Raw genomic sequence first — 18,339 nt, 5'->3', positions numbered from 1 at the left:
TTACACCAAAAAATCTAAAAGTGACAGCGTGTCACTTTAATCCCTTAGATTTAAAAGCTCTCCTGCTTTATTAATAATTTGAATTAAAACATCTTTAGATAGATGCTGCTCAAAGAGTTGTTTCAAATCTCCTTCGACTTCTTCTACTGTCAATACAGGTTCAGTTTCATAAATTTCAGTAGATTCAGAATCAGCACTATTTTCGATTGCCGGAGATTCCTGTAAGTCGCCTTTAAATTCATCTAAATTAAAAGCATCAAGTTGATTCAGATCGGTTTGAGCCGTATTAACGCTGCCTTCTGATTCATCATTATTTAAGTCATAACCAGAGAAAGCACGATCAACTAATTCATCCACTTTTTGTTCAGATTGATGATCTTTCTCAATCTCTTGCTCTTTCAGAAGTTCTAACACACCTGCCATTGAATCTATTGGCGCAGAAGGCTTTGCTGATTTTAAAGCTTGAACATCTTTTTTTGCCAACTTTGATTTTCCAGATAGAACATCTTTCTTGAATTCAGGTGTCAATTTGTCCATTCCTTCGGCAAATTCACCATCTCTTTTTATAGTTCTGTCCGTTACTCCAAACTCCTGAGCAAGTTCTTCTGCGACATTAATTTTTTCTTTAACAGACTTGCCAGATGCCTTACCTGCCTTTTTAAGCTCGTTGTATTTCAACCCTCGTAAATATGAAACTTGTTCCGGTGTAAGATTTCGTCGGCCAAGTTGATAATCTATCATATAATCTTTCACTTCCGAAAGACCATTGAAGGTCATTTTGTTTACTTTAAAATCTAAATTTCTATCCTTTGCTATACCATACCTATTGTGGCCATCAAATAGAATATATACTGTTGTATCATTATCTAAGTCTGCAAATAGATCATGGGATGGACTATTGGCCTCTAATCCATTAAGAACCGTTATTGCATCAGTTTCCCAAACAGAAAGCGGATCTTTGATCCCATACTTAATTAAGTTTTCCTCCAATTGCCTGGATTCATCTTCTGCCAGGGCCGGAATCAAATCTTTTAACTCAGGGAGAATAATTATTTCAGATTTAATAAGAGATTCTGTAACAAACGAAGATGGTTTAACATCGCTTGTCTTTTCCTTGAATTTATCCATTGGATTAGCTTTGACCTTTGCCATAATATTTTTGATTACAAGTTAACTAATTCTTTTGCTAGGCTTACATACTGGTTCCAAGGAGCGCTATGAGGGCTATACCGAAATAGATCTTCTTTTGCTGCCTGACTTTCCTTGATTGCCACTGACTGATGAATAACAGTTTCAAATGTATGGATACCCTTAAATGACTCCTTAATGTAGTCCATCATATTGGAATGTATCTTAATTCTTTTGTCCACCATAGTGAAGACAAAGCCTTTCAGAGATAAATTGGTGTTTGAATGCTCTCTTATTTCTGAAATCAATGTTATTAAGTTATTTACTCCATGATAAGCCGATGCTTCAGGTTGAATCGGTACTATACAAGATGCAGATGCGATAAGCGAACTCGTTGTTAAGATGTTCAAGGATGGGGGACAATCAATTAAAATATAATCATATTCACCTTTTATAGCATCCAGCTTTCTTGAAAGTCGTGTCTCTGCTCCGATTGCACTAACTAAATCTTTCTCCTTTTCAGCCAACCGTATATCCGAAGGCGTTAAGAATAAGTTTTCGTCGATTTTTAATATAGGTAGGGGAGTCTTGCCTAACAAGCTATCAATAACTTGCTCTTTAGGTTCTCCAATATTAAAGCACTGTGATAGATTTCCTTGTCCATCCATATCAACCATTAAAACCTTAAATCCTTCCAAACTTAATGCTTTGGCTAAATTAATTACGGTTGTTGTCTTACCAACTCCTCCTTTATGGTTAACAACTGAAATGATGTTTGCATTCTTTTTCTTAGGTTCATCGCTATAACCGTAATTTGCTAATGCAGCTTCAATTGCTTCTAAGTGTTTTGAAGGAATTTCTATTGGGTCAGCAATCATTGCTTTTGCTATAGTCTTACCAGGTACTTTGGCTTCCTTTTCGATTTTTGATACATTAAGACCGTCCCTAGACCGAATGAAGGCAACTATTTTTTCTGAGGTTACCATAAAAGATATATTTGGTTCTAAATATTATAAACAAATGTACAAAAGGAACCACATAGTACCAAATTATAAATGTGATATATTATATTTTTTTGTTTAAAGATTTTTTTTCCATTTGTCAATGGCATAAAGTGACAGCGTGTCACTTTTAAAGTTTGTTTTTTTTCTTGGGTTTTGCTCGAAGATTCTTTCTCTTCTCTTCTTTCATTTCTTCCAGACCACGGGTTCCAAATGCATTATCGTAACCGGCTGCGTTTCGTTTTACTTCTGCTGCAATCTTTGCTCTTGATTTAGCTGAATCCGCTTCGATTTGCCCCGCGTTATTTGTGGTTAGTAGCCTTTCTACTGTAAAGTCCAACCCGACGTTACCTGCATTGCTGGAATTAACTGTCAAAGACGCCTTCGATTTGTCCGTCAGCGGTTTTTCAGTTTCAAATTTATTTTTCGATATATTAATCGGAGAACGGTGTCCAAGATCGTCCCATGTTCCTTTATTAATATTACCTCTGATAACAGCATATTTAAACTCAGGCCCAAGCTGCGAACCTGTGATCATCTTCGCATTTCTGGTTGGTAGCTCAGCATTATTTTCATCAGTGATACGGAAATCCTTTGTGAAAAGAATACTCGTAAAAGGCTTTCCTGATTTTTTATTATTCATTTCCTTCGCTTGAACTCCATAACCTTCCCTGTTTAAAGCAACAACAAAATCAGAGAATGTTTTAGAAACTGGCGCTGTACTTTTTATCAACTGTTTCAATTTGTCCTTTTCAGTTGTCTTGGGATTATTAATCCCGAACTTTTCATCTGTTTGATAATTTCCAAATATCCGCTTTTCAAGATTCAGTTTTGAATACTCTCTTCCTAGATCAGAGCCTTTGATAACAACACCAGACGATTTTTGAATAAACGTAATGCCGTTGCCTACTTTTGTCTTAAAGCCCTTTTGTAAAAGCTTCACACGTAAAGATTCCAAGTCTTCTACTTCGGGAATCATCTTATCAATATGGTTTCTCAGCTGGGCATGAATTGGATTGCTTTTCCTTTCTGTTTTACCATCAATCAATAAACTGTCCATTTGTTTAGTGGACTGAAGGACATATCTATTCTCCATTTTTCTGGAGAAATGACCCATATCCAAAAAATCATAACTTGTTGAAACAGTATTCTTGCCCAGTTCATTTATCTTGTTTGCTATAATATGTATATGCTCATGTTCTTTGTCAACATGTTTATAAGCAACAAGTCCGTTCTCTTTTAAGCCAAATTCCTTGGCATAATCTTTCACGATATTTTGCAGAACTTCATTTGTTGGGCTTTCACCTGGCGGGAAGGAAAAGCTAACGTGCGCAACAGGACTTTTTGTTCTTGTGTTCTGGTCCGCCACAGAATGTAATTCATCAGCGATATAACTAAGGTCTATGTCTGGACCATACAATTCCAATGCATTAATGTTTTGAAAATAAACCAGCTCTCCTCTGATTTTCAAATCCCCGTTTTCATCAACGCTTGTTCGATCATACTTACAATAAATCATAGCGTTCAAAAAATCACCACCAGATTTACCAATATTTCCAATCATTTTAAATCACTACTAATATTATACATATCGGTAAAAGGAAGCAGCTTTTCCCTAATTTTTTGCAACAAGAGATCAATCTCGACCACCGGCTCTGAGTCTCTATCTAGCTTATTGACCAATTTTTCAATTTTGATAAATAAGGAAACAATTGCGGCAATTAGACTTTGGCTTAGTACCATTTCATTGATCGAAAAGTCAGCCCGTTGAACCATCCGTTTTAGACCTGCCGCCATATCTCGAAATTCATCCGAGATTACAGTGTCCGAAGATGTATTTTTTGCAAGCAAAAGTACACTTCCAGCCATACGGAGAATGTTTGTCATTTGAACTTTGACATCTTCCGGTATTGGCCGCCTTAGTATTTTTGATTCCCGGTTAAGCAGCTTCTCTCTGCAAAAAACAGTAAATTCAATAGAGTATCCTTCCTGTTCAGCTTTCAACTTAGCGATCTCATCAGGAGTTAGCATCAGGGTGACTTTTACTCTTACTTGGTTCTCGGCAAGCTTAGGTCTACCCGCCTTTTTTACTCTTTCTTTCTTTTCCATTTTTCTACAATGAGCCGTAGGGCGAATTGACTCCCAGGGGGCAAGCGGTTTTCAGACGGGTAAAATAGAACAAAGTGAATTTTAACCGGGTGAAAACATAGCTTGCTAATACAACTTTAAATTATTTTACCAAAAATACCTTTAGATTCTCTATATCCAAAGCATGTTTAATAATTATTCTGGATATTAATCATAGACAGAAAGGTCATATTGTACTATTCAAATAAAGTTGCCAAAAAACTGTCTTGTATTGGGCTAATCCAGACAAGGTAACCTAAAATCAGGCAGATAACTGGCAAATAACTAGCGGATAACTGGCAGATAAAAAAAATCATCTTCAATAAATATCGGAACTGGCAGATAACTGGCAGATAATTGGCAAATAATTGGCAGATAATTGAAAAGTAGGATTTTTATAAAAAATTATTTTGTAATTATAAATTATAAATTTAATATTTGATAAATATTAAAAAGCGATAAACGTTTATAAATGGACAAGTCTAAGCTCATAGAATTGATAAAGTTCAGCAAAAGAAAAGGCATTTACGAACTGCTTTATCTTCATTACTCAGGATACATTGACAATCTGGCCTATGAAACTGCCGCAACAATTATTTCAGAAGAGCTTGGAATAAAGGTTAGTCACCATACTATAAGAAGAATAAGAAAATTTAAGCAAAGCCAAAATTCAACCAATGGGAAGGCTAAAAAAGTGGAATCTGAGATAACCATTTTCCAGGGTTCGTCAACGATTCAAGAACCCGATCCAATAGCAAAAAAATTAGAGTATCTGAAAACATTTAAACCAATTGACGTATTCGCTGAGAAAGAAGTGCTGCAAGAATCAGGCTTTAAACCTTTGGACTAAACAAATTAATTATTAACCATTAATATCTATTACAATGACCAAACCAAAAATCACAAAGAAGTTCAACTTCATTATTCAATCAAAGGGTGGCGTAGGAAAGTCGTTTTTAACCTATATACTCGGGGTTAAGCATGAGGATAATAAGGATACCTACCTGCTTGATGTTGACGGATCTACTAAAACGAGTACTAAGCAATTAAAATTTTTGCACGATCAAAAACGAATCGGAAAGATTGACCTTCTGGATAAGCAGGAAAGAATTGCCAGAGATAAACTATTCGGAAGTATCGAGGAAATTGCCGAGCTATCGTACACCAATTATATACTTGACTTTGGAGCTCCGGAATGTGAACAACTTCCTGCATTGTTTTCAAGAGATGTAAATCAGGAAGACCTAAAAGCTTTTGCCGATTACCTCAATATTGAGTTAGTATTCCACGTCATTATAGCAGGAGGAACCGCTTATACGGCTTGTGTTGAGTATTTAAACTCCATAGTACGAGTGGTTGGTAAAGAATTTAAAATCGTCGTTTGGATGAATGAGAATACTTTGTTGAATTATCCGCAGCAAATCGAAGAAATACATGAACATGCCAAAATCCTAGAATTACAAATTGAAAAATTTGGAGATGTTTTAACTGGAAGCGTATTTGATATTCGGATCAGTCAAATAATGCAACGAGGTCTTGGTCTTGAAGGTATAGATAAGTCAGGGCAAATGATTCGGGTTCAAATGAATAAACTCACGAGAGATCTTATCATTTAATGGGACACGTATCAAAAGATGAGCTTAAAAGAATTCAAGGATCTTATCAGCTAAAATATGGTGAAATAATTGATCCATTGACTGCTATGCTTTTATATGAGGTGGAAGAAATAAAAAGATCTGACAGCGCAGAAAAAAATGAGATCCTTGAATCTATCCACAGAGAGATCAATGAAATGAAGAAGGTGTACAGGCCATTTACTACTTCAAACTTCAAAGTTGCCTTTTTTTATGGTGTGGGTAAATATACCTGGGCTTGGTTATCAGTAATCGTTATTGGCCTTGGTGTTATTTTAAATCATGTCAGAGAAACGACTATGACAGAATACCGGACTGCAAAACAAGTATTAGAGCGCTATCCGAATATTGTTACACTAGAAGCATTAATAAAAACTGCGAAGGTAGTCGAGAAAAAGCAAGGAATCTTCTTAGAAGTGGAACCAGCAAAGAAGACTTTGCTTCTAGGGAATACATATGTTATAGATCCAGAAAGAGCTATGAACAAAGAAGCATCAAAAATCCTGATCCCTCTCTCTTTTAAATAATTATAAAAGAAAAAAATTTAACAAAAAATATAAATTATAAATTTTATATTTTATACCTTTGATAATATCAATTTAATATTTTTATCTAACGAACTATGTTAGCTATCGTTATCAGTAATTCAATTTATATTATCCTTTGCTTCGTATTGTTCATCGGATATGTGTTTGCCTATACTTCTTTAAATGGTCTGCTATCAAACAATCAGAACAAATTAAGCGAAAAACCAAAGGCTGAGTCATTCAATTCACTCAAAGGCGGTAGGGGAGGCTCTATTTCAGAAGCTGATCGTAGAAACATCGAATTGGCTATGAAAGGAGGCCAAGAAGAAAACAATGAGGGTTTCATGTTTGATGAAAATGCAAGAATAGGAGGGAACCTACCTGCCGAACCAGTTGAACAACAAATCCCTGAGACGGTTGAAGATCCAGAAAAAAAAAAGGTCTTAACGAATCAGCCACATCCTAATAATTCTGAAAATCACTTAGAAGTAGGTAAGGAACAAGGTGGGCAAGAAAATGTTGGCATGACTGATAATTCAGAGGAAGATGAAGATCAAATTTTTTATGCTGTGATACATGACGAAGACGATGAAGATGAATCTTACCCTAGTGGCCTTGAAGAAAGATTCGTTGGAGACATGTCAACAGAAGATTTGATTCTTCACAATTCACTAAAAATGCAAATGTATGAAAGTGATGAAGCTAGAACCGCTCTGACGCAAGAATGCATTCAAGTTAATAATATGGTCAACAAACTTGAAGTCACAACCGGCAACCGTATAGAGATAATCGTTAGCAAGCTGCTAACATCTCGTGAGAGAGTTATTTTTAATTTATTTCCACAATTTCAATATGAACAAGCTGCATAAACTAAACTTCGAATTAGTCTTTGGTGTACTCATTGGAGCGCTATTGATCTTTTATGTTGGATTCAAAGGCTCCTTATCTCTTGTCACAATTGAAGAAACATTTTTCTATTGTGTCTTTTCCACCATCGGAATTTTAATAGGATGTTGGGGATATAAACAATTCAAAAAAACGGTGTCCTAACATCCAGACGAGCATTCAACAGTTCTTTTAAATATTTTTAAACAATTCAAAAACAGTTCTATGAAACAGATTTTTAAAAAGGTGACTGCTGCATCAGCAATGATTTTAGTAGGAATGGGTAGTGTTTTGGCTCAGGGTAATAAAGGTATACAGGCTGGAGCTGCTGCCATATCGCAAGCAACAGCTGATCTGCAATTGTACTTTGAACCAGTAACAGCTCTAATTTATGTGATTGCTGCCTTAGTAGGTATATTTGGAGGTTTTCGTGTTTATTCCAAGATACAAAACGGAGATCAGGATGCACAAAAACATGCAATTGGCTGGGTAGGTGCCTTTTTATTCCTATTGGCAATTGCAGCAGTATTGGAGTCAGTATTCTTCACCTAAGAAAATAAAGTTTTAAGATGTATTAAATGCCAAATGGTTAGTAACCATTTGGCATTCTTAAACCCAAAATTATAAACCATCGAAGTAATGAAGATTATATTTGGCCAAATTCTAGTTCAAATGCAACATTATGTTGGAACAGGAGAAGGTGCTATTGATGGATCAATAATTGATAGATATGTGACTAATCCTATATCAGATAACTTACAATTGTTTACAACATTTGTTTACGCTATCTGTGGTTTTATGGGTCTGCTTGGTGGCTTAAAAATCTATTTTAAATCGATGAATGGTGACGACGATATTGAAGGGTATGGATTTAGATGGGTTGCTGCGATCATAGCAGTACTGCTTGTAGGAACATTGTTGCAAAGAATTGCTTCGCAGCAAAAACCATTTTCGGGTGATTCCAATGTTGAAAATTTTATCAATGAATAGCTATGTCAATGAGTGGTGCATGGGTAATGGCAAAAATTATAGCACTAACTATTATTGCTGTTGCCGGATTAATAGCAGGTCTGCGCATTTTCCAAAATATGCAAAAGGGAGAAGAGTTTGAAGGGCCAGTTATTAGATGGGGCGCTGGATTAGTGGGAGCATCGGCACTTGTATATGCTGTAGAAGCTTTTATATATACGGATAGTGCTGGCTGGGCAAGTTCGGGTACTGCTCCACATCTCGTAGCTATTAGTTACGGAGCGGAAGCTCATCAGGCTGCACTATACCTGGGAATATTATTTTCGATTATTGGTCTTGTTCGTATATACAAAAAGGTAAGGGATGGTGACGACGATGTTTATGACTATGGTCTAAAATGGTTTGGCTCTTTAATGTTCCTATTTATGATGGGATGGATCATTGACAGCATACTTAACTAATTAACAACCTTTCACTAACTCAACAATTGAATCAAAATAAGGAAGTATTAAGTGACAGCGTATCACTTAAACATAACCATTTATTAGCCATGAAAAAATATACCATTTATAGAGGGATCGACAACGAGATTGAGTTTAAAGGTCTTAAAGGCCAATTCTTTTATTATGCAGCAATTGGGGGAGTTATAACAATCATGTTGACTCTGTTCTTTCATATTGTCGGCATGCCGATTATTATCAGTATTGTCTTTCTCGTTGGCGGTTTAGCTGCCTCTTTTTTTGTGCCACAACACTATAATAAATCACATGGCAAATGGGGGTTTAGCAAATTGCCAGTTGTTAGCATGCAACCAAAATTTATAGTTAGACGAAAAGCCTCCCGTAATGTCGTAAAACTTAGAGCAGTTAAAAGAAATTAATTATGTCGATGAAAATCAAGGAGGAAGAAAGCATCTTCCCAATTCTTGCAATAGATTCACTTACCGATGTTATGGTGTCAGCTAATGCTGATATTACCCTTGCATTTGAGCTAATACATCCGGAAGTTTTTACAGCTTCCGATGGTGAAATTGATATTCTTTCAGATGCATATGTTAACGCGATAAAAACACTTCCTGTCGGCTATATTGTACATAAGCAAGACTGGTATGTAGAAGCTGAATATACTGCTGACTTTAACAATCCAACCATTAAGAATGGAAACTATCTTGCACATGCTAACGAAAAACACTTTGGTGAAAGGCCTCATGTAGTACATAAATGCTACATATATGTAACACGGCCTTCAATGGATGCAAAAACAAGGTCGAGCAAGAATTCGTCTTTGTTAAAAAGGCATCTTGTTCCAAAAGAAATGTTACAGCAAAGCACTTGGGATGCTTTCATGGATTCCTGTGCACAATTTGAGTATCTTCTGAATGGATCTGGTAAAATTAAGGCCAGGAGATTATCACCATCAGAAATTTTAGGTTCTGAAAAAGAAACTGGGTTGCTTGATAACTACCGAAGTCTAAGCTATAATGATAGAAGTTTATTGGAAACGGAAACATCAAAAGATGGCTCCTTAAAAATTGGTAATAAATGGGTATACATGTACGTAATATCCGAATTGAATGACTTTCCACCAGCGGTAACCAATTCGATAACCTACGAACCATATTCCTCTGACAGATACCAAATACCAGTAAGCACGGGTGCAGTATTGGGTATTGGAATGCCCTTCAATCATATCTTCAATCAAGTAATAATGATTGAAGATCGTGGGACGATCAACAAAAACCTCGTTAAAGAGATTAAAAGGCACCACTCCTTTTCTGAGTGGGAAAAAGGGAATCAGGTATCAATGGCCTACAAAGATGATTTCCTTCTAGAAATGGAAAAAAATGGCAGGGTTCCTGTAAAGGCGCATTTTAATGTTATGATTTGGGCAAACGACAGAGAAACTGCGGAAGCTTATAAATCAACCACAGCTTCTTCTATTGCAAATTTGGGATTCACCCCACGACAAGCTAGACACGACATTTCTACGATATATTGGAGTTGCATTCCAGGTAACATAGCAGAAATCGGAGTAGATAATTTGCTAACATCATTTGTTGACGAAGCTGTCAGTTTACTGGCGATAGAAACAAACTATAATGACGCAGGATATTCTCCGTCCGGAATACGCATGACTGATAGGTTTGGCTATCCATTAATGGTTGATCTGTATGATGCCCCTTTGAAGAAAGGTGCGATCGCTAACAGAAATACATTTATTGTAGGTCCATCTGGCTCAGGGAAATCATTTTTCACAAATAATATGGTGTATTACATGCTTACAGCCAAGATGCATGTAAGTATTGTCGATGTTGGCCATAGTTACAAAAAATTATGTGAAACAATGGGTGGTAGGTATATAACCTATTCACAAGACGATCCAATCGCGTTTAATCCATTCTTCTTTAAAACGCTCAATCCATCCGAGGAAGACGAAGACGCATTGTCTGAATTGCTATTGAGCTTATGGAAAACGGATAATGAGCGAGTGACAAATGCTGAACTAACAACAATTAGAGACATTGTTCACTCATATTATGTATTCCTTAGAGCTAAAAGGTTAGTTGGAGAGAAGTACTATCCTTGTTTCGATACCTTTTACGACTACACAAAAGTCGAGTTTCCCGCAGTTTTCCAGAAAAACGGCGGCAGGGAAGACGTTGAGTTTGATCTAAAAAATTTCCTTTACGTATTGAAGCCTTATTATGATGATGGGCAATACGGTTTTCTGCTCAATTCGAGGAAAAACATTGATCTAATGGATCTCCCTTTTGTGATCTACGAATTGGACAACATCAAAGACCATCCTGTGTTGTTTCCGGTAACAACAATCATGATTATGAATACTTATGTACGTAAGTTATTCAGTGTAAAGGGAACAATTAAAGCTCTGATTATTGAAGAAGCTTGGAAAGCATTGACGAAAGAAAAGTTTGCAAACTTCCTGCGCTGGGCTTCTAAAACAGTAAGAAAGCATGATGGCTCCTTGATCGTTGTTACCCAGGAGCTGGATGACCTTATTGGTAGTGAAGTTGTAAAAGATGCCATCATCAATAACTCTGATATTAAAATCCTTTTAGATCAGAAAAACTATGAAAACAGATTTAAAGAAATTGAAGGCTTACTCGGACTAAGTGAAAAACAAGCTTCCATTGTTCAATCTGTTAATAGATCCATTGATCATAAAAGGCCACCTTACAGAGAAGTATGTATCCTTTTAAAGGACTATGCCAAAGTTTATGGTATTGAAGTAAGCCCAACCGCGTATGCTGCCTTCACTACAAGGAAGGATGAAGTGGAAGAAATACACAGACTTGCAAAAGAGAATTATCATAATGATATGACCAGGGCAACAACTGCTTGGGCAGGTGGAGAACGGCCAGGTAAGCAACAACTAAAAGTGAATTCCATTTAAAATCATAGCAATCATGAAATTCAAAAAACACGTTTTTGCAGCATTACTATTTTTTTCCTTATCAGGCGGTGCGTATTCGCAAATGATTACGAACGATCCAATCCATACTGTCATTACAACAATAATTAAGTTTTTCCAGGAGCCAAGCTTTGTACAGCTGGTAGGAAATGTGAAGAAGTTGGTTCAAATCAGCAAGTTCATTCGTCAAGTTGGAAGGGGCGTAAGCTTGGCTCAGGAAGCCACTACTACATTAAAACTGATTAATAACTATGGAGCCGCGCTTGCCGCTGATAAACACATATTATCATCAGAATATAGCGTGATATCGAAAGACTTTACCAGTTTTTCCAAGGAAGTAGCAAATATTACCAAGGATTTAGCCGAAGTGGTGCAACAGAAGAACTCTACGATGGATGATGGTTCAAGACTTGAAGGAGTGAATAAAGCTTCCGAAAGACTTCGCAACTTGAATTCTGAAATAAAGTCTTACGTCGGAAAAATCAACTATATATCTCAAAGAAGGGCATTTGGTATGGACGATAAAAGTGCTACTGCGCGTCTTTACAAAATTGCTAGCAATGTATCAGGAGAAGGTGGTAGTGGCTTTTCCGGTGTTGATGAGTTCCCAGGTTATACATTCGGAAACGAATATGACAATGAAGAAGTCGATTTTGATATTGAAAAAAAGATGGCTCAGGAAGCTGCCATGATTCAACAGCAACTTTACCAGGAGTTTAATAACAAACTGCAAATTGCTGAATTAGAGGCTCAATCGCTGGCAAACATGCAAATCCCAAAAACAACGGAAAATGGATTCTACATGATAAAAATGAAAGAGGGAGCTTGTCCAATGGTTCCTACACCAACAGGACAAAGTACATTTTTTGGTACAACCATGCATTATGATTCGACTTCCGGAGTGACGGTAACTACTCAATACGAAGACAGAGGAAAAGATGCCTTCCAAAAAGCCATGAAGGATTGGGAATACCAAATGGAAGAAATATGTGGACCACTTTGGGAAGCATATGAAAAAGGAATTGATATGCAGCGTAATGTACTCGTGCAGGAAACAGTGTCACCGCTAAGAGATCAGTATACAAAAGAGATGAATGAGAAAATGGCCGCAGCCGAAGCTACTATTGCAGAAAAATATAAAGGGAAGTCCACGACAAAAATTAAAGAAAAAGAATAGACTCTTCTCTAACATCCACAATTAAAATTCATAACAATGAGCACATTTATGCTACTAGCCGACAGTTTCGGCAGCGCCGATCTTTTGAGAGTAATAGATTTAATGTATGCGAAGCAGATAGCTGACAATACCTATGGTAGTGCTATTGGTACTGAGCTAATGGCCGCATCCAGAGGAATTGCCGGAATCGCTGGCCTATTTTATATCGGTTCAAAAATATCAGGTCAGATTGTAAGAAACGAAGGAATCAATTTTATCCCGTTACTCAGGCCATTTGCCTTAATGATCTTAATTGGCTTGATTCCAGAAATCACTACTCTAATAGATGCAACGTTTAAGAAAGTTGCGGTTGCTGCGCAAGCTGACAGTGAGTCCGTAAAGCAAAGGGTTGCTGAATTACAGAAAAAAAGGGAGCAAGCCGTTAAAAAGAAGTGGCAGCAAATCGAAGAAAATGAAGATGCATATAACATGGAATTCGGTGAGCCGGAAGACGATATGTTTAAATCAGTAAGCAAGGCTTTTAATATTGCAACCGGAAAAATGGCAGATGATTTCAAATCAGCTTTATATGACTTCACACAAGCTATCCTCGCATTACTAGGAGATATCGCGTATATAATCCTGTATTTGATATCAGCCATATATCGTATAATACTAAGGATTATTGCTCCTTTAGCTATTGCATTTGCCATTTTCGATGGTTTATCGAACAACGTAATTGAATGGTTTGGTAAATACATTAATTATGCCCTATTGCCGATGGTGGCTGGAATATATCAAAATATCGCTGTCACTTTAAACATGGGGTTTCTAGATGAAATGATGATTTCCGGAGATATGTCTTCCACGCTTCCAGGACAAGATCCATTTGCCTTTGGATTAGTTTATACAGGAGTCCTTATTATCCTTTTGGTACTCTACACACAAATACCATCCATTACAAACATGATAATGGTTGTCGGTGGATCTTCCGGAATGATTCAGGGACTAACTGGAAAAGCTGCTGCCGGTGGTATGGCTGCAAAACGATTCGGAAGTATGAGAATGGGCGGTGGTTCAATGGGTGCTGCTAGTATGGGCGGAGCTGGACCAATGGGTTCAGTTGTACAGCAAGCAGGTGCATCACGAGGTATGGGTAACATAATGGGATCAAAAAATCACGATAGTGGTAGTCAAAGTGGTGGCGGATATCCATCAGGAAGATCCGGATCTTTTTCGAGCAAGCCAGCACCAAAAACAGCAACAGTTAGCTAATGAAAAAACCATCATTATATCAATCGTATCTCAGGGTACAACTGGAAGCGATAATTATTACAATTCTAGCATTCTCGTTGACTGTCGGATGCTTAGCTTGGTGCTACAAATATTATGCAGACAAAACAGCTGTATTTTATGTGCATAACCAAGGTGTCACAATACAGGTGTATGACGAGACAAAAAATAGAACGGAGATCATCATTCCAAACATAAAAAAAATAAAAAAATGAATGAGCTATTAAACATGGAGAAGGGGCATCAACGGAACAGACTTCTGGTAATTACAGTGATCGTTGGTTGCATATTAATTTGTATTGTTTCAGTAGTGCTAGCTTTTAAACAAGTTCATGACTCGAGTAATCGGATATACGTGATTAACAGAGGCGTAGCACTGGAAGCGTTTAGCGCAAATGTGTTAGAAAACCGGCCAGCCGAAGCAAAATTCCATGTAACTCGCTTTCACGAGCTGTTTTTTACTTGCCCTCCTGACGCAAGATCAATTGAGGCAAACTTTGTCAAAGCTTCCTTTCTTGCAGACGAATCTGCTAAACGAACATTTGACAGATTAAAAGAAGATCAATTTTATCAAAAGTTGATTCAATCGAATACGAATCAAAAAGTTACAGTTGAAAGTGTCGATGTAGACCTAAAAAAATATCCATACACGGTAAGGACAATCTTCAAAATTACCCAAGAAAGAGCAACTAATAGAAGTACCCGAATATTGGCTTCTGAAGCAACGTTGGTTGACGTAACACGATCAGAAGTGAATCCACAAGGTTTCCTTTTAAGAAACTTTACAATTACTCACAGAAGCGATCCTAAGGAAGAAAATGTAGGAGTTGTTAGGTGAAAACCCAAAATATATTAAGTAAATCTGGTGAACTATGATTCTCAAGAACTTTAAAAGAAAAGATAAAAGACCGGCGGAAGATAAACAGCTATCAGGTTATCAGTTAGGTTCAACTATCCGCGAAAAGATAGATGCGCAATTCCAGATCACAGGACACAAGCTCAATTCTTGGCAGGATATAATTGGGAAAAAGACAACAAGTGGAATTGTCATTTTCCTGTGGGTGGGCTCCTTCTGCTACTTCCTATATTCAATTTTATCAGTAATAATCAAACACTAAAATGGCAGCTAATACCGAAATAAAGGCTGAAAAAGCCAAGGCTCTTTCGAAGCCATCGAAGCACTTATTCATGATACTTCTCCCCATTCCGTTTCTTGTTGGAATAGGTATCGTCGGAAACCAGCAAGGATGGATTGGAGGATCCAAACAAGAAATTAACAAAGAAGTAGGTCTTGATCTGGCAATACCGGATGCAAAAGTTAAAGAATTAAAGAAAGACCAGAAATATGATGCATCAGCCAGTTTATCAGGAGATATGCAGCCGGTTGATGGCCTAGGAATAACCCTTGACGACAATGCTAATATGAATTCCCGCATGATGGCAGGCGACAAAAATAACGTCAGCGGTTTGGAAGCAAATACCAAAGATGATGTCGAAGCTTTTGCAAAATCAATGGGGGCAGCAAATAAAGGGAATGGGACGTTGAGTTCAGAGGATATGAAATTAACCAGTCAGCAAAGAAAAAACAAAGTGAGACAAGGCAGTATTGCGCAGCAAAATGCTTACAACCGTGATGTTAACCGGACAGTTAACAACATGTACAATAATCCTGCTGCCGAACGAGAAGAAAGGGCTGAGAAAGTACGAGCGATTAAAGAAGAAGAACAACGACTCAAAGCAAATGACAAACTTCTGGCCATGTTGGATAAGCAAATGAATCAACAAAATCAGCCGGTGCAGCGGCCACCTATGAATGTTGGCCAAAATACAATGCCCAGAAATTATTCTCCTGGAAAAAATAAAGGACAGAATACTCAAAGCAATGATGAATACAGTGTAGAAGTTAACACTTCTTCTATCGGAACAAATGGGAAAGAAGGTGGAAATGGTTTTTACGGTTTGAACGGCAGTAAGGTTAAAAACAATCGACCATCAAAAGTTAAAGGATCTATCAGGGCCGTAGTGCATGGTGACGGAGACGGGATTACAGTGACTAATGGTTCATCAGTATCAATCCGGATGCAGGATGAAACCAAAATTATAAAAGAAGGAGAACCTTTAATCCTTCCAAAAAATACTTTGGTATATGGAATTGCTCGAATTACCGGAGATCGTATAGATATATCCGTTAATACCATTAGGATAAATAATTTCATCTACAATGTAAGCCTTGTAGCTTATGATTTGGATGGTCGTAAGGGTTTGTACGTTCCTGATATGAGAATCAAGCAACAAGTAAATAATTCACTTGCGCAAAGTTCAACACAAATGATGTCTCCTTCATATGTAATGGGTGGTTCGGTCGCACAGCAAGTTGGAGGTCAACTCGCCAGCCAAGGTGTTAATATGGTGATGCAGACAGGAAGAAATGTTCTTCAAAGAAAGATGCAGCAGCCCAAGGCTCAGGTAAGACCCAACTACCAAATTCTGTTAAGAGCAGGTAAAAACAACGAAGAAACTGACACTGAAGGAGAAAGTGATTCAGAAATAATTGAGTAAGTAAAACATCAAATATCAAGCAAATTAGAAATCCAATAGCCATGAAAAAAATACTTCCAATTGTACTCATGTTAGTTTTGAGTAAGACCGTAATTGCTCAGAATAATGTGCAGATTGTGAGCGATTCACTAGATTCACTGATACCAAACAGTGTATCAAAAAAGAGTCACTTAAAGCCCATAGTGATTGACCCCCACCCTTTCATTTTGCCGATTGCAAAAGCATCGGTAAGAGGTAGCTATCCCGTTGAACTTTCATTTAACAAGACTACTCACATAGTATTTCCAAGCAAAATAAAAGATTTTGATGCCGGAAGTGACGTTGTGATTGCCACTGTCCCAGAAGCTGTGCTGAATGTTCTTCGTGTTAAAAGTGACGTTAAGGGATTTGTTGAAGAAACAAATATGACAGTTTTAACAGAGGATGGAGGTCTTTACAGTTTTTTAGTGCGGTACAATGAAAACCCAGCGGTGTTCAACATCAATATTTCTAACAATATAGTCGCTGATTATGAAGCTACAAAGGCGTTAGGAATCGGTGCTGGCTCCAATAGTTCTCCGAACACTTATGTACTTGCGGAAGGCAATTATTTGGAAGAAGCATTGAAGGTTTCCTCCCAAAAAGTTATAGATAAGAAGAATTTCATCCGGCATGTTGGAGCCAAAAAGGACAATTTTGAAGCTCTGGTGAAGGGGTTATACCTGGACAATAATAATGTCTTGTTTATGAAGCTTCAACTTAAAAATAAGAGCTATATGCCTTATAATATTGATTTTATTAAGGTATTTGTTAGAGATAAAAATTACGTCAAGAGAATGGCTGTGCAAGAGGAAGAAATTAAAACTTTAATGTCTTACCCAATTACTCCTGATCAGTTAAACGGCTACTCGGACATTGATAAAGTGATCTCATTCCCTTATTACACTCTTGCGGATGGCAAAATATTAGAAATTGAGGTGTATGAAAAAGCCGGTGGCCGCCATGTAAAGTTCCAGTTGGACAATCAGACATTACTTCAGGTAAAAAATCTATAATCATGAAATTTATAAATCTTACAATACTATTTATGTGTCTTTCGGTTACTTATTCCTTTTCTCAAGTACATGTCAAAGGCAGTAGATTTTTTGACATTGCAGCTGGTACTGTTGATGGCATCGATCATAACCTAAAAAATGACAATTCAGGTTTTTGGGTATCGCTAGGTACAGGTAGATACAATAAGTTTGAAAACTCTTGGAGGTGGAACTTAGACTACTTGCAAAAGACGTATGCGTTCAGTCCGGATGGACTTAATACAGGTACAATCCCAGTACGTCATTACAGTGTTCAATTTGGACATGGATTTAAGCTTATTAAAAGTAAAAGACGAGTCTTTTATCTCAACGCCATTCCACAGTTGCTTGCTGGCTATGAAAGTGTAAATAATAATGTTAGCGTAGCCGGTAATTACCACATAAACAACAAAAACAAATTTCTGATCGGTGGAATGATGGGAATAGAGGTTGAAATCGAAAATTTCACAATCCAGGCAAAACAGCGTTGGCTTCCTAAATCAAGTACCAAGATATTCCATACCCAGCTGGGCATTGGTTACCGTTTCAATAGATAGTGTAAATAATAAACAGAGC

Annotated in this window: 19 protein-coding genes; 15 read left to right on the top strand and 4 right to left on the bottom strand. The window is 37.2% G+C overall.

The features are described 5' to 3' along the window. Positions 1 to 36: 36 nt before the first annotated feature. The 4 genes from E0F88_RS29925 to E0F88_RS29910 form a co-directional block, all read right to left on the bottom strand. Positions 37 to 1,152, bottom strand: coding sequence for a hypothetical protein (locus tag E0F88_RS29925; protein ID WP_131962015.1), 1,116 nt, complete (start codon positions 1,150 to 1,152; stop codon positions 37 to 39). Positions 1,153 to 1,163: 11 nt separating this feature from the next. Beyond that, positions 1,164 to 2,114, bottom strand: a complete 951-nt coding sequence (locus E0F88_RS29920; protein ID WP_131962014.1) for an AAA family ATPase — start codon at positions 2,112 to 2,114, stop codon at positions 1,164 to 1,166. Positions 2,115 to 2,259: 145 nt separating this feature from the next. After that, positions 2,260 to 3,693, bottom strand: coding sequence for a relaxase/mobilization nuclease domain-containing protein (locus tag E0F88_RS29915; protein WP_131962013.1), 1,434 nt, complete (start codon positions 3,691 to 3,693; stop codon positions 2,260 to 2,262). Continuing rightward, positions 3,690 to 4,238 (bottom strand): hypothetical protein, encoded by a 549-nt coding sequence (locus E0F88_RS29910; RefSeq protein ID WP_131962012.1) that lies wholly within the window; start codon positions 4,236 to 4,238, stop codon positions 3,690 to 3,692. The genes E0F88_RS29915 and E0F88_RS29910 overlap by 4 nt, the downstream gene beginning before the upstream one ends. A 490-nt stretch (positions 4,239 to 4,728) precedes the next feature. Here E0F88_RS29910 and E0F88_RS29905 point away from each other — a divergent pair, with 490 nt between their 5' ends. The 15 genes from E0F88_RS29905 to E0F88_RS29835 all read left to right on the top strand — a co-directional run bounded on the left by E0F88_RS29905 (position 4,729) and on the right by E0F88_RS29835 (position 18,320). Then, positions 4,729 to 5,106: a hypothetical protein gene (locus tag E0F88_RS29905; RefSeq protein ID WP_131962011.1), complete on the top strand. Its 378-nt coding sequence runs from the start codon at positions 4,729 to 4,731 to the stop codon at positions 5,104 to 5,106. A gap of 34 nt (positions 5,107 to 5,140) precedes the next feature. After that, complete coding sequence (locus tag E0F88_RS29900) at positions 5,141 to 5,872, top strand: P-loop NTPase family protein (RefSeq protein ID WP_131962010.1); 732 nt, start codon at positions 5,141 to 5,143, stop codon at positions 5,870 to 5,872. Then, positions 5,872 to 6,417, top strand: a complete 546-nt coding sequence (locus E0F88_RS29895) for a hypothetical protein (protein ID WP_131962009.1) — start codon at positions 5,872 to 5,874, stop codon at positions 6,415 to 6,417. Before E0F88_RS29900 ends, E0F88_RS29895 begins: the two co-directional genes overlap by 1 nt. 95 nt (positions 6,418 to 6,512) lie before the next feature. Next, positions 6,513 to 7,286, top strand: a complete 774-nt coding sequence (locus tag E0F88_RS29890) for a hypothetical protein (protein WP_131962008.1) — start codon at positions 6,513 to 6,515, stop codon at positions 7,284 to 7,286. Positions 7,287 to 7,527: 241 nt separating this feature from the next. Continuing rightward, the gene (locus tag E0F88_RS29885) at positions 7,528 to 7,854 is read left to right on the top strand and encodes a DUF4134 domain-containing protein (RefSeq protein ID WP_229213955.1); all 327 of its coding nucleotides are present in this window, start codon (positions 7,528 to 7,530) and stop codon (positions 7,852 to 7,854) included. 87 nt (positions 7,855 to 7,941) lie between these two features. Then, positions 7,942 to 8,292, top strand: coding sequence for a DUF4134 family protein (locus E0F88_RS29880; RefSeq protein WP_131962007.1), 351 nt, complete (start codon positions 7,942 to 7,944; stop codon positions 8,290 to 8,292). A gap of 8 nt (positions 8,293 to 8,300) precedes the next feature. Then, positions 8,301 to 8,732 carry a DUF4134 family protein gene (locus tag E0F88_RS29875; protein WP_165940183.1) on the top strand — a complete coding sequence of 144 codons (432 nt, stop codon included), beginning with the start codon at positions 8,301 to 8,303 and terminating at the stop codon, positions 8,730 to 8,732. A gap of 89 nt (positions 8,733 to 8,821) precedes the next feature. After that, entirely contained in the window at positions 8,822 to 9,151 is a 330-nt protein-coding gene (locus tag E0F88_RS29870; RefSeq protein ID WP_131962005.1) for a DUF4133 domain-containing protein, read from the top strand. Between the two features lie 2 nt (positions 9,152 to 9,153). After that, a complete protein-coding gene (locus E0F88_RS29865; protein WP_131962004.1) occupies positions 9,154 to 11,685 on the top strand; it encodes a TraG family conjugative transposon ATPase in 2,532 nt (843 codons plus the stop codon). Positions 11,686 to 11,698: 13 nt separating this feature from the next. Next, a complete protein-coding gene (locus E0F88_RS29860; RefSeq protein ID WP_131962003.1) occupies positions 11,699 to 12,880 on the top strand; it encodes a hypothetical protein in 1,182 nt (393 codons plus the stop codon). 36 nt (positions 12,881 to 12,916) lie between these two features. Continuing rightward, positions 12,917 to 14,134 carry a TraJ family protein gene (locus tag E0F88_RS29855; RefSeq protein ID WP_131962002.1) on the top strand — a complete coding sequence of 406 codons (1,218 nt, stop codon included), beginning with the start codon at positions 12,917 to 12,919 and terminating at the stop codon, positions 14,132 to 14,134. A 229-nt stretch (positions 14,135 to 14,363) separates the two neighbouring features. Beyond that, positions 14,364 to 14,990: a conjugative transposon protein TraK gene (gene traK / locus E0F88_RS29850; RefSeq protein WP_131962001.1), complete on the top strand. Its 627-nt coding sequence runs from the start codon at positions 14,364 to 14,366 to the stop codon at positions 14,988 to 14,990. 281 nt (positions 14,991 to 15,271) lie between these two features. Continuing rightward, complete coding sequence (gene traM, locus E0F88_RS29845) at positions 15,272 to 16,711, top strand: conjugative transposon protein TraM (RefSeq protein WP_131962000.1); 1,440 nt, start codon at positions 15,272 to 15,274, stop codon at positions 16,709 to 16,711. A gap of 41 nt (positions 16,712 to 16,752) precedes the next feature. Next, positions 16,753 to 17,745 (top strand): conjugative transposon protein TraN, encoded by a 993-nt coding sequence (gene traN, locus E0F88_RS29840; RefSeq protein ID WP_131961999.1) that lies wholly within the window; start codon positions 16,753 to 16,755, stop codon positions 17,743 to 17,745. 2 nt (positions 17,746 to 17,747) lie between these two features. Next, positions 17,748 to 18,320: a conjugal transfer protein TraO gene (locus tag E0F88_RS29835; RefSeq protein ID WP_131961998.1), complete on the top strand. Its 573-nt coding sequence runs from the start codon at positions 17,748 to 17,750 to the stop codon at positions 18,318 to 18,320. Positions 18,321 to 18,339: the final 19 nt, after the last annotated feature.

Origin of the sequence: Dyadobacter psychrotolerans, assembly GCF_004349265.1 — a bacterium.
Classification (GTDB): domain Bacteria; phylum Bacteroidota; class Bacteroidia; order Cytophagales; family Spirosomataceae; genus Dyadobacter; species Dyadobacter psychrotolerans.
Note: the sequence above shows the minus strand (reverse complement) of the source record. Positions and strands in the feature narration are given on the sequence as shown.

Coding starts and splice junctions, on each gene's coding strand:
- E0F88_RS29925 (WP_131962015.1), bottom strand. CDS start 1,152: ATGGCAAAGGTCAAAGCTAATCCAATGGATAAATTCAAGGAAAAGACA.
- E0F88_RS29920 (WP_131962014.1), bottom strand. CDS start 2,114: ATGGTAACCTCAGAAAAAATAGTTGCCTTCATTCGGTCTAGGGACGGT.
- E0F88_RS29915 (WP_131962013.1), bottom strand. CDS start 3,693: ATGATTGGAAATATTGGTAAATCTGGTGGTGATTTTTTGAACGCTATG.
- E0F88_RS29910 (WP_131962012.1), bottom strand. CDS start 4,238: ATGGAAAAGAAAGAAAGAGTAAAAAAGGCGGGTAGACCTAAGCTTGCC.
- E0F88_RS29905 (WP_131962011.1), top strand. CDS start 4,729: ATGGACAAGTCTAAGCTCATAGAATTGATAAAGTTCAGCAAAAGAAAA.
- E0F88_RS29900 (WP_131962010.1), top strand. CDS start 5,141: ATGACCAAACCAAAAATCACAAAGAAGTTCAACTTCATTATTCAATCA.
- E0F88_RS29895 (WP_131962009.1), top strand. CDS start 5,872: ATGGGACACGTATCAAAAGATGAGCTTAAAAGAATTCAAGGATCTTAT.
- E0F88_RS29890 (WP_131962008.1), top strand. CDS start 6,513: ATGTTAGCTATCGTTATCAGTAATTCAATTTATATTATCCTTTGCTTC.
- E0F88_RS29885 (WP_229213955.1), top strand. CDS start 7,528: ATGAAACAGATTTTTAAAAAGGTGACTGCTGCATCAGCAATGATTTTA.
- E0F88_RS29880 (WP_131962007.1), top strand. CDS start 7,942: ATGAAGATTATATTTGGCCAAATTCTAGTTCAAATGCAACATTATGTT.
- E0F88_RS29875 (WP_165940183.1), top strand. CDS start 8,301: ATGAGTGGTGCATGGGTAATGGCAAAAATTATAGCACTAACTATTATT.
- E0F88_RS29870 (WP_131962005.1), top strand. CDS start 8,822: ATGAAAAAATATACCATTTATAGAGGGATCGACAACGAGATTGAGTTT.
- E0F88_RS29865 (WP_131962004.1), top strand. CDS start 9,154: ATGTCGATGAAAATCAAGGAGGAAGAAAGCATCTTCCCAATTCTTGCA.
- E0F88_RS29860 (WP_131962003.1), top strand. CDS start 11,699: ATGAAATTCAAAAAACACGTTTTTGCAGCATTACTATTTTTTTCCTTA.
- E0F88_RS29855 (WP_131962002.1), top strand. CDS start 12,917: ATGAGCACATTTATGCTACTAGCCGACAGTTTCGGCAGCGCCGATCTT.
- traK (WP_131962001.1), top strand. CDS start 14,364: ATGAATGAGCTATTAAACATGGAGAAGGGGCATCAACGGAACAGACTT.
- traM (WP_131962000.1), top strand. CDS start 15,272: ATGGCAGCTAATACCGAAATAAAGGCTGAAAAAGCCAAGGCTCTTTCG.
- traN (WP_131961999.1), top strand. CDS start 16,753: ATGAAAAAAATACTTCCAATTGTACTCATGTTAGTTTTGAGTAAGACC.
- E0F88_RS29835 (WP_131961998.1), top strand. CDS start 17,748: ATGAAATTTATAAATCTTACAATACTATTTATGTGTCTTTCGGTTACT.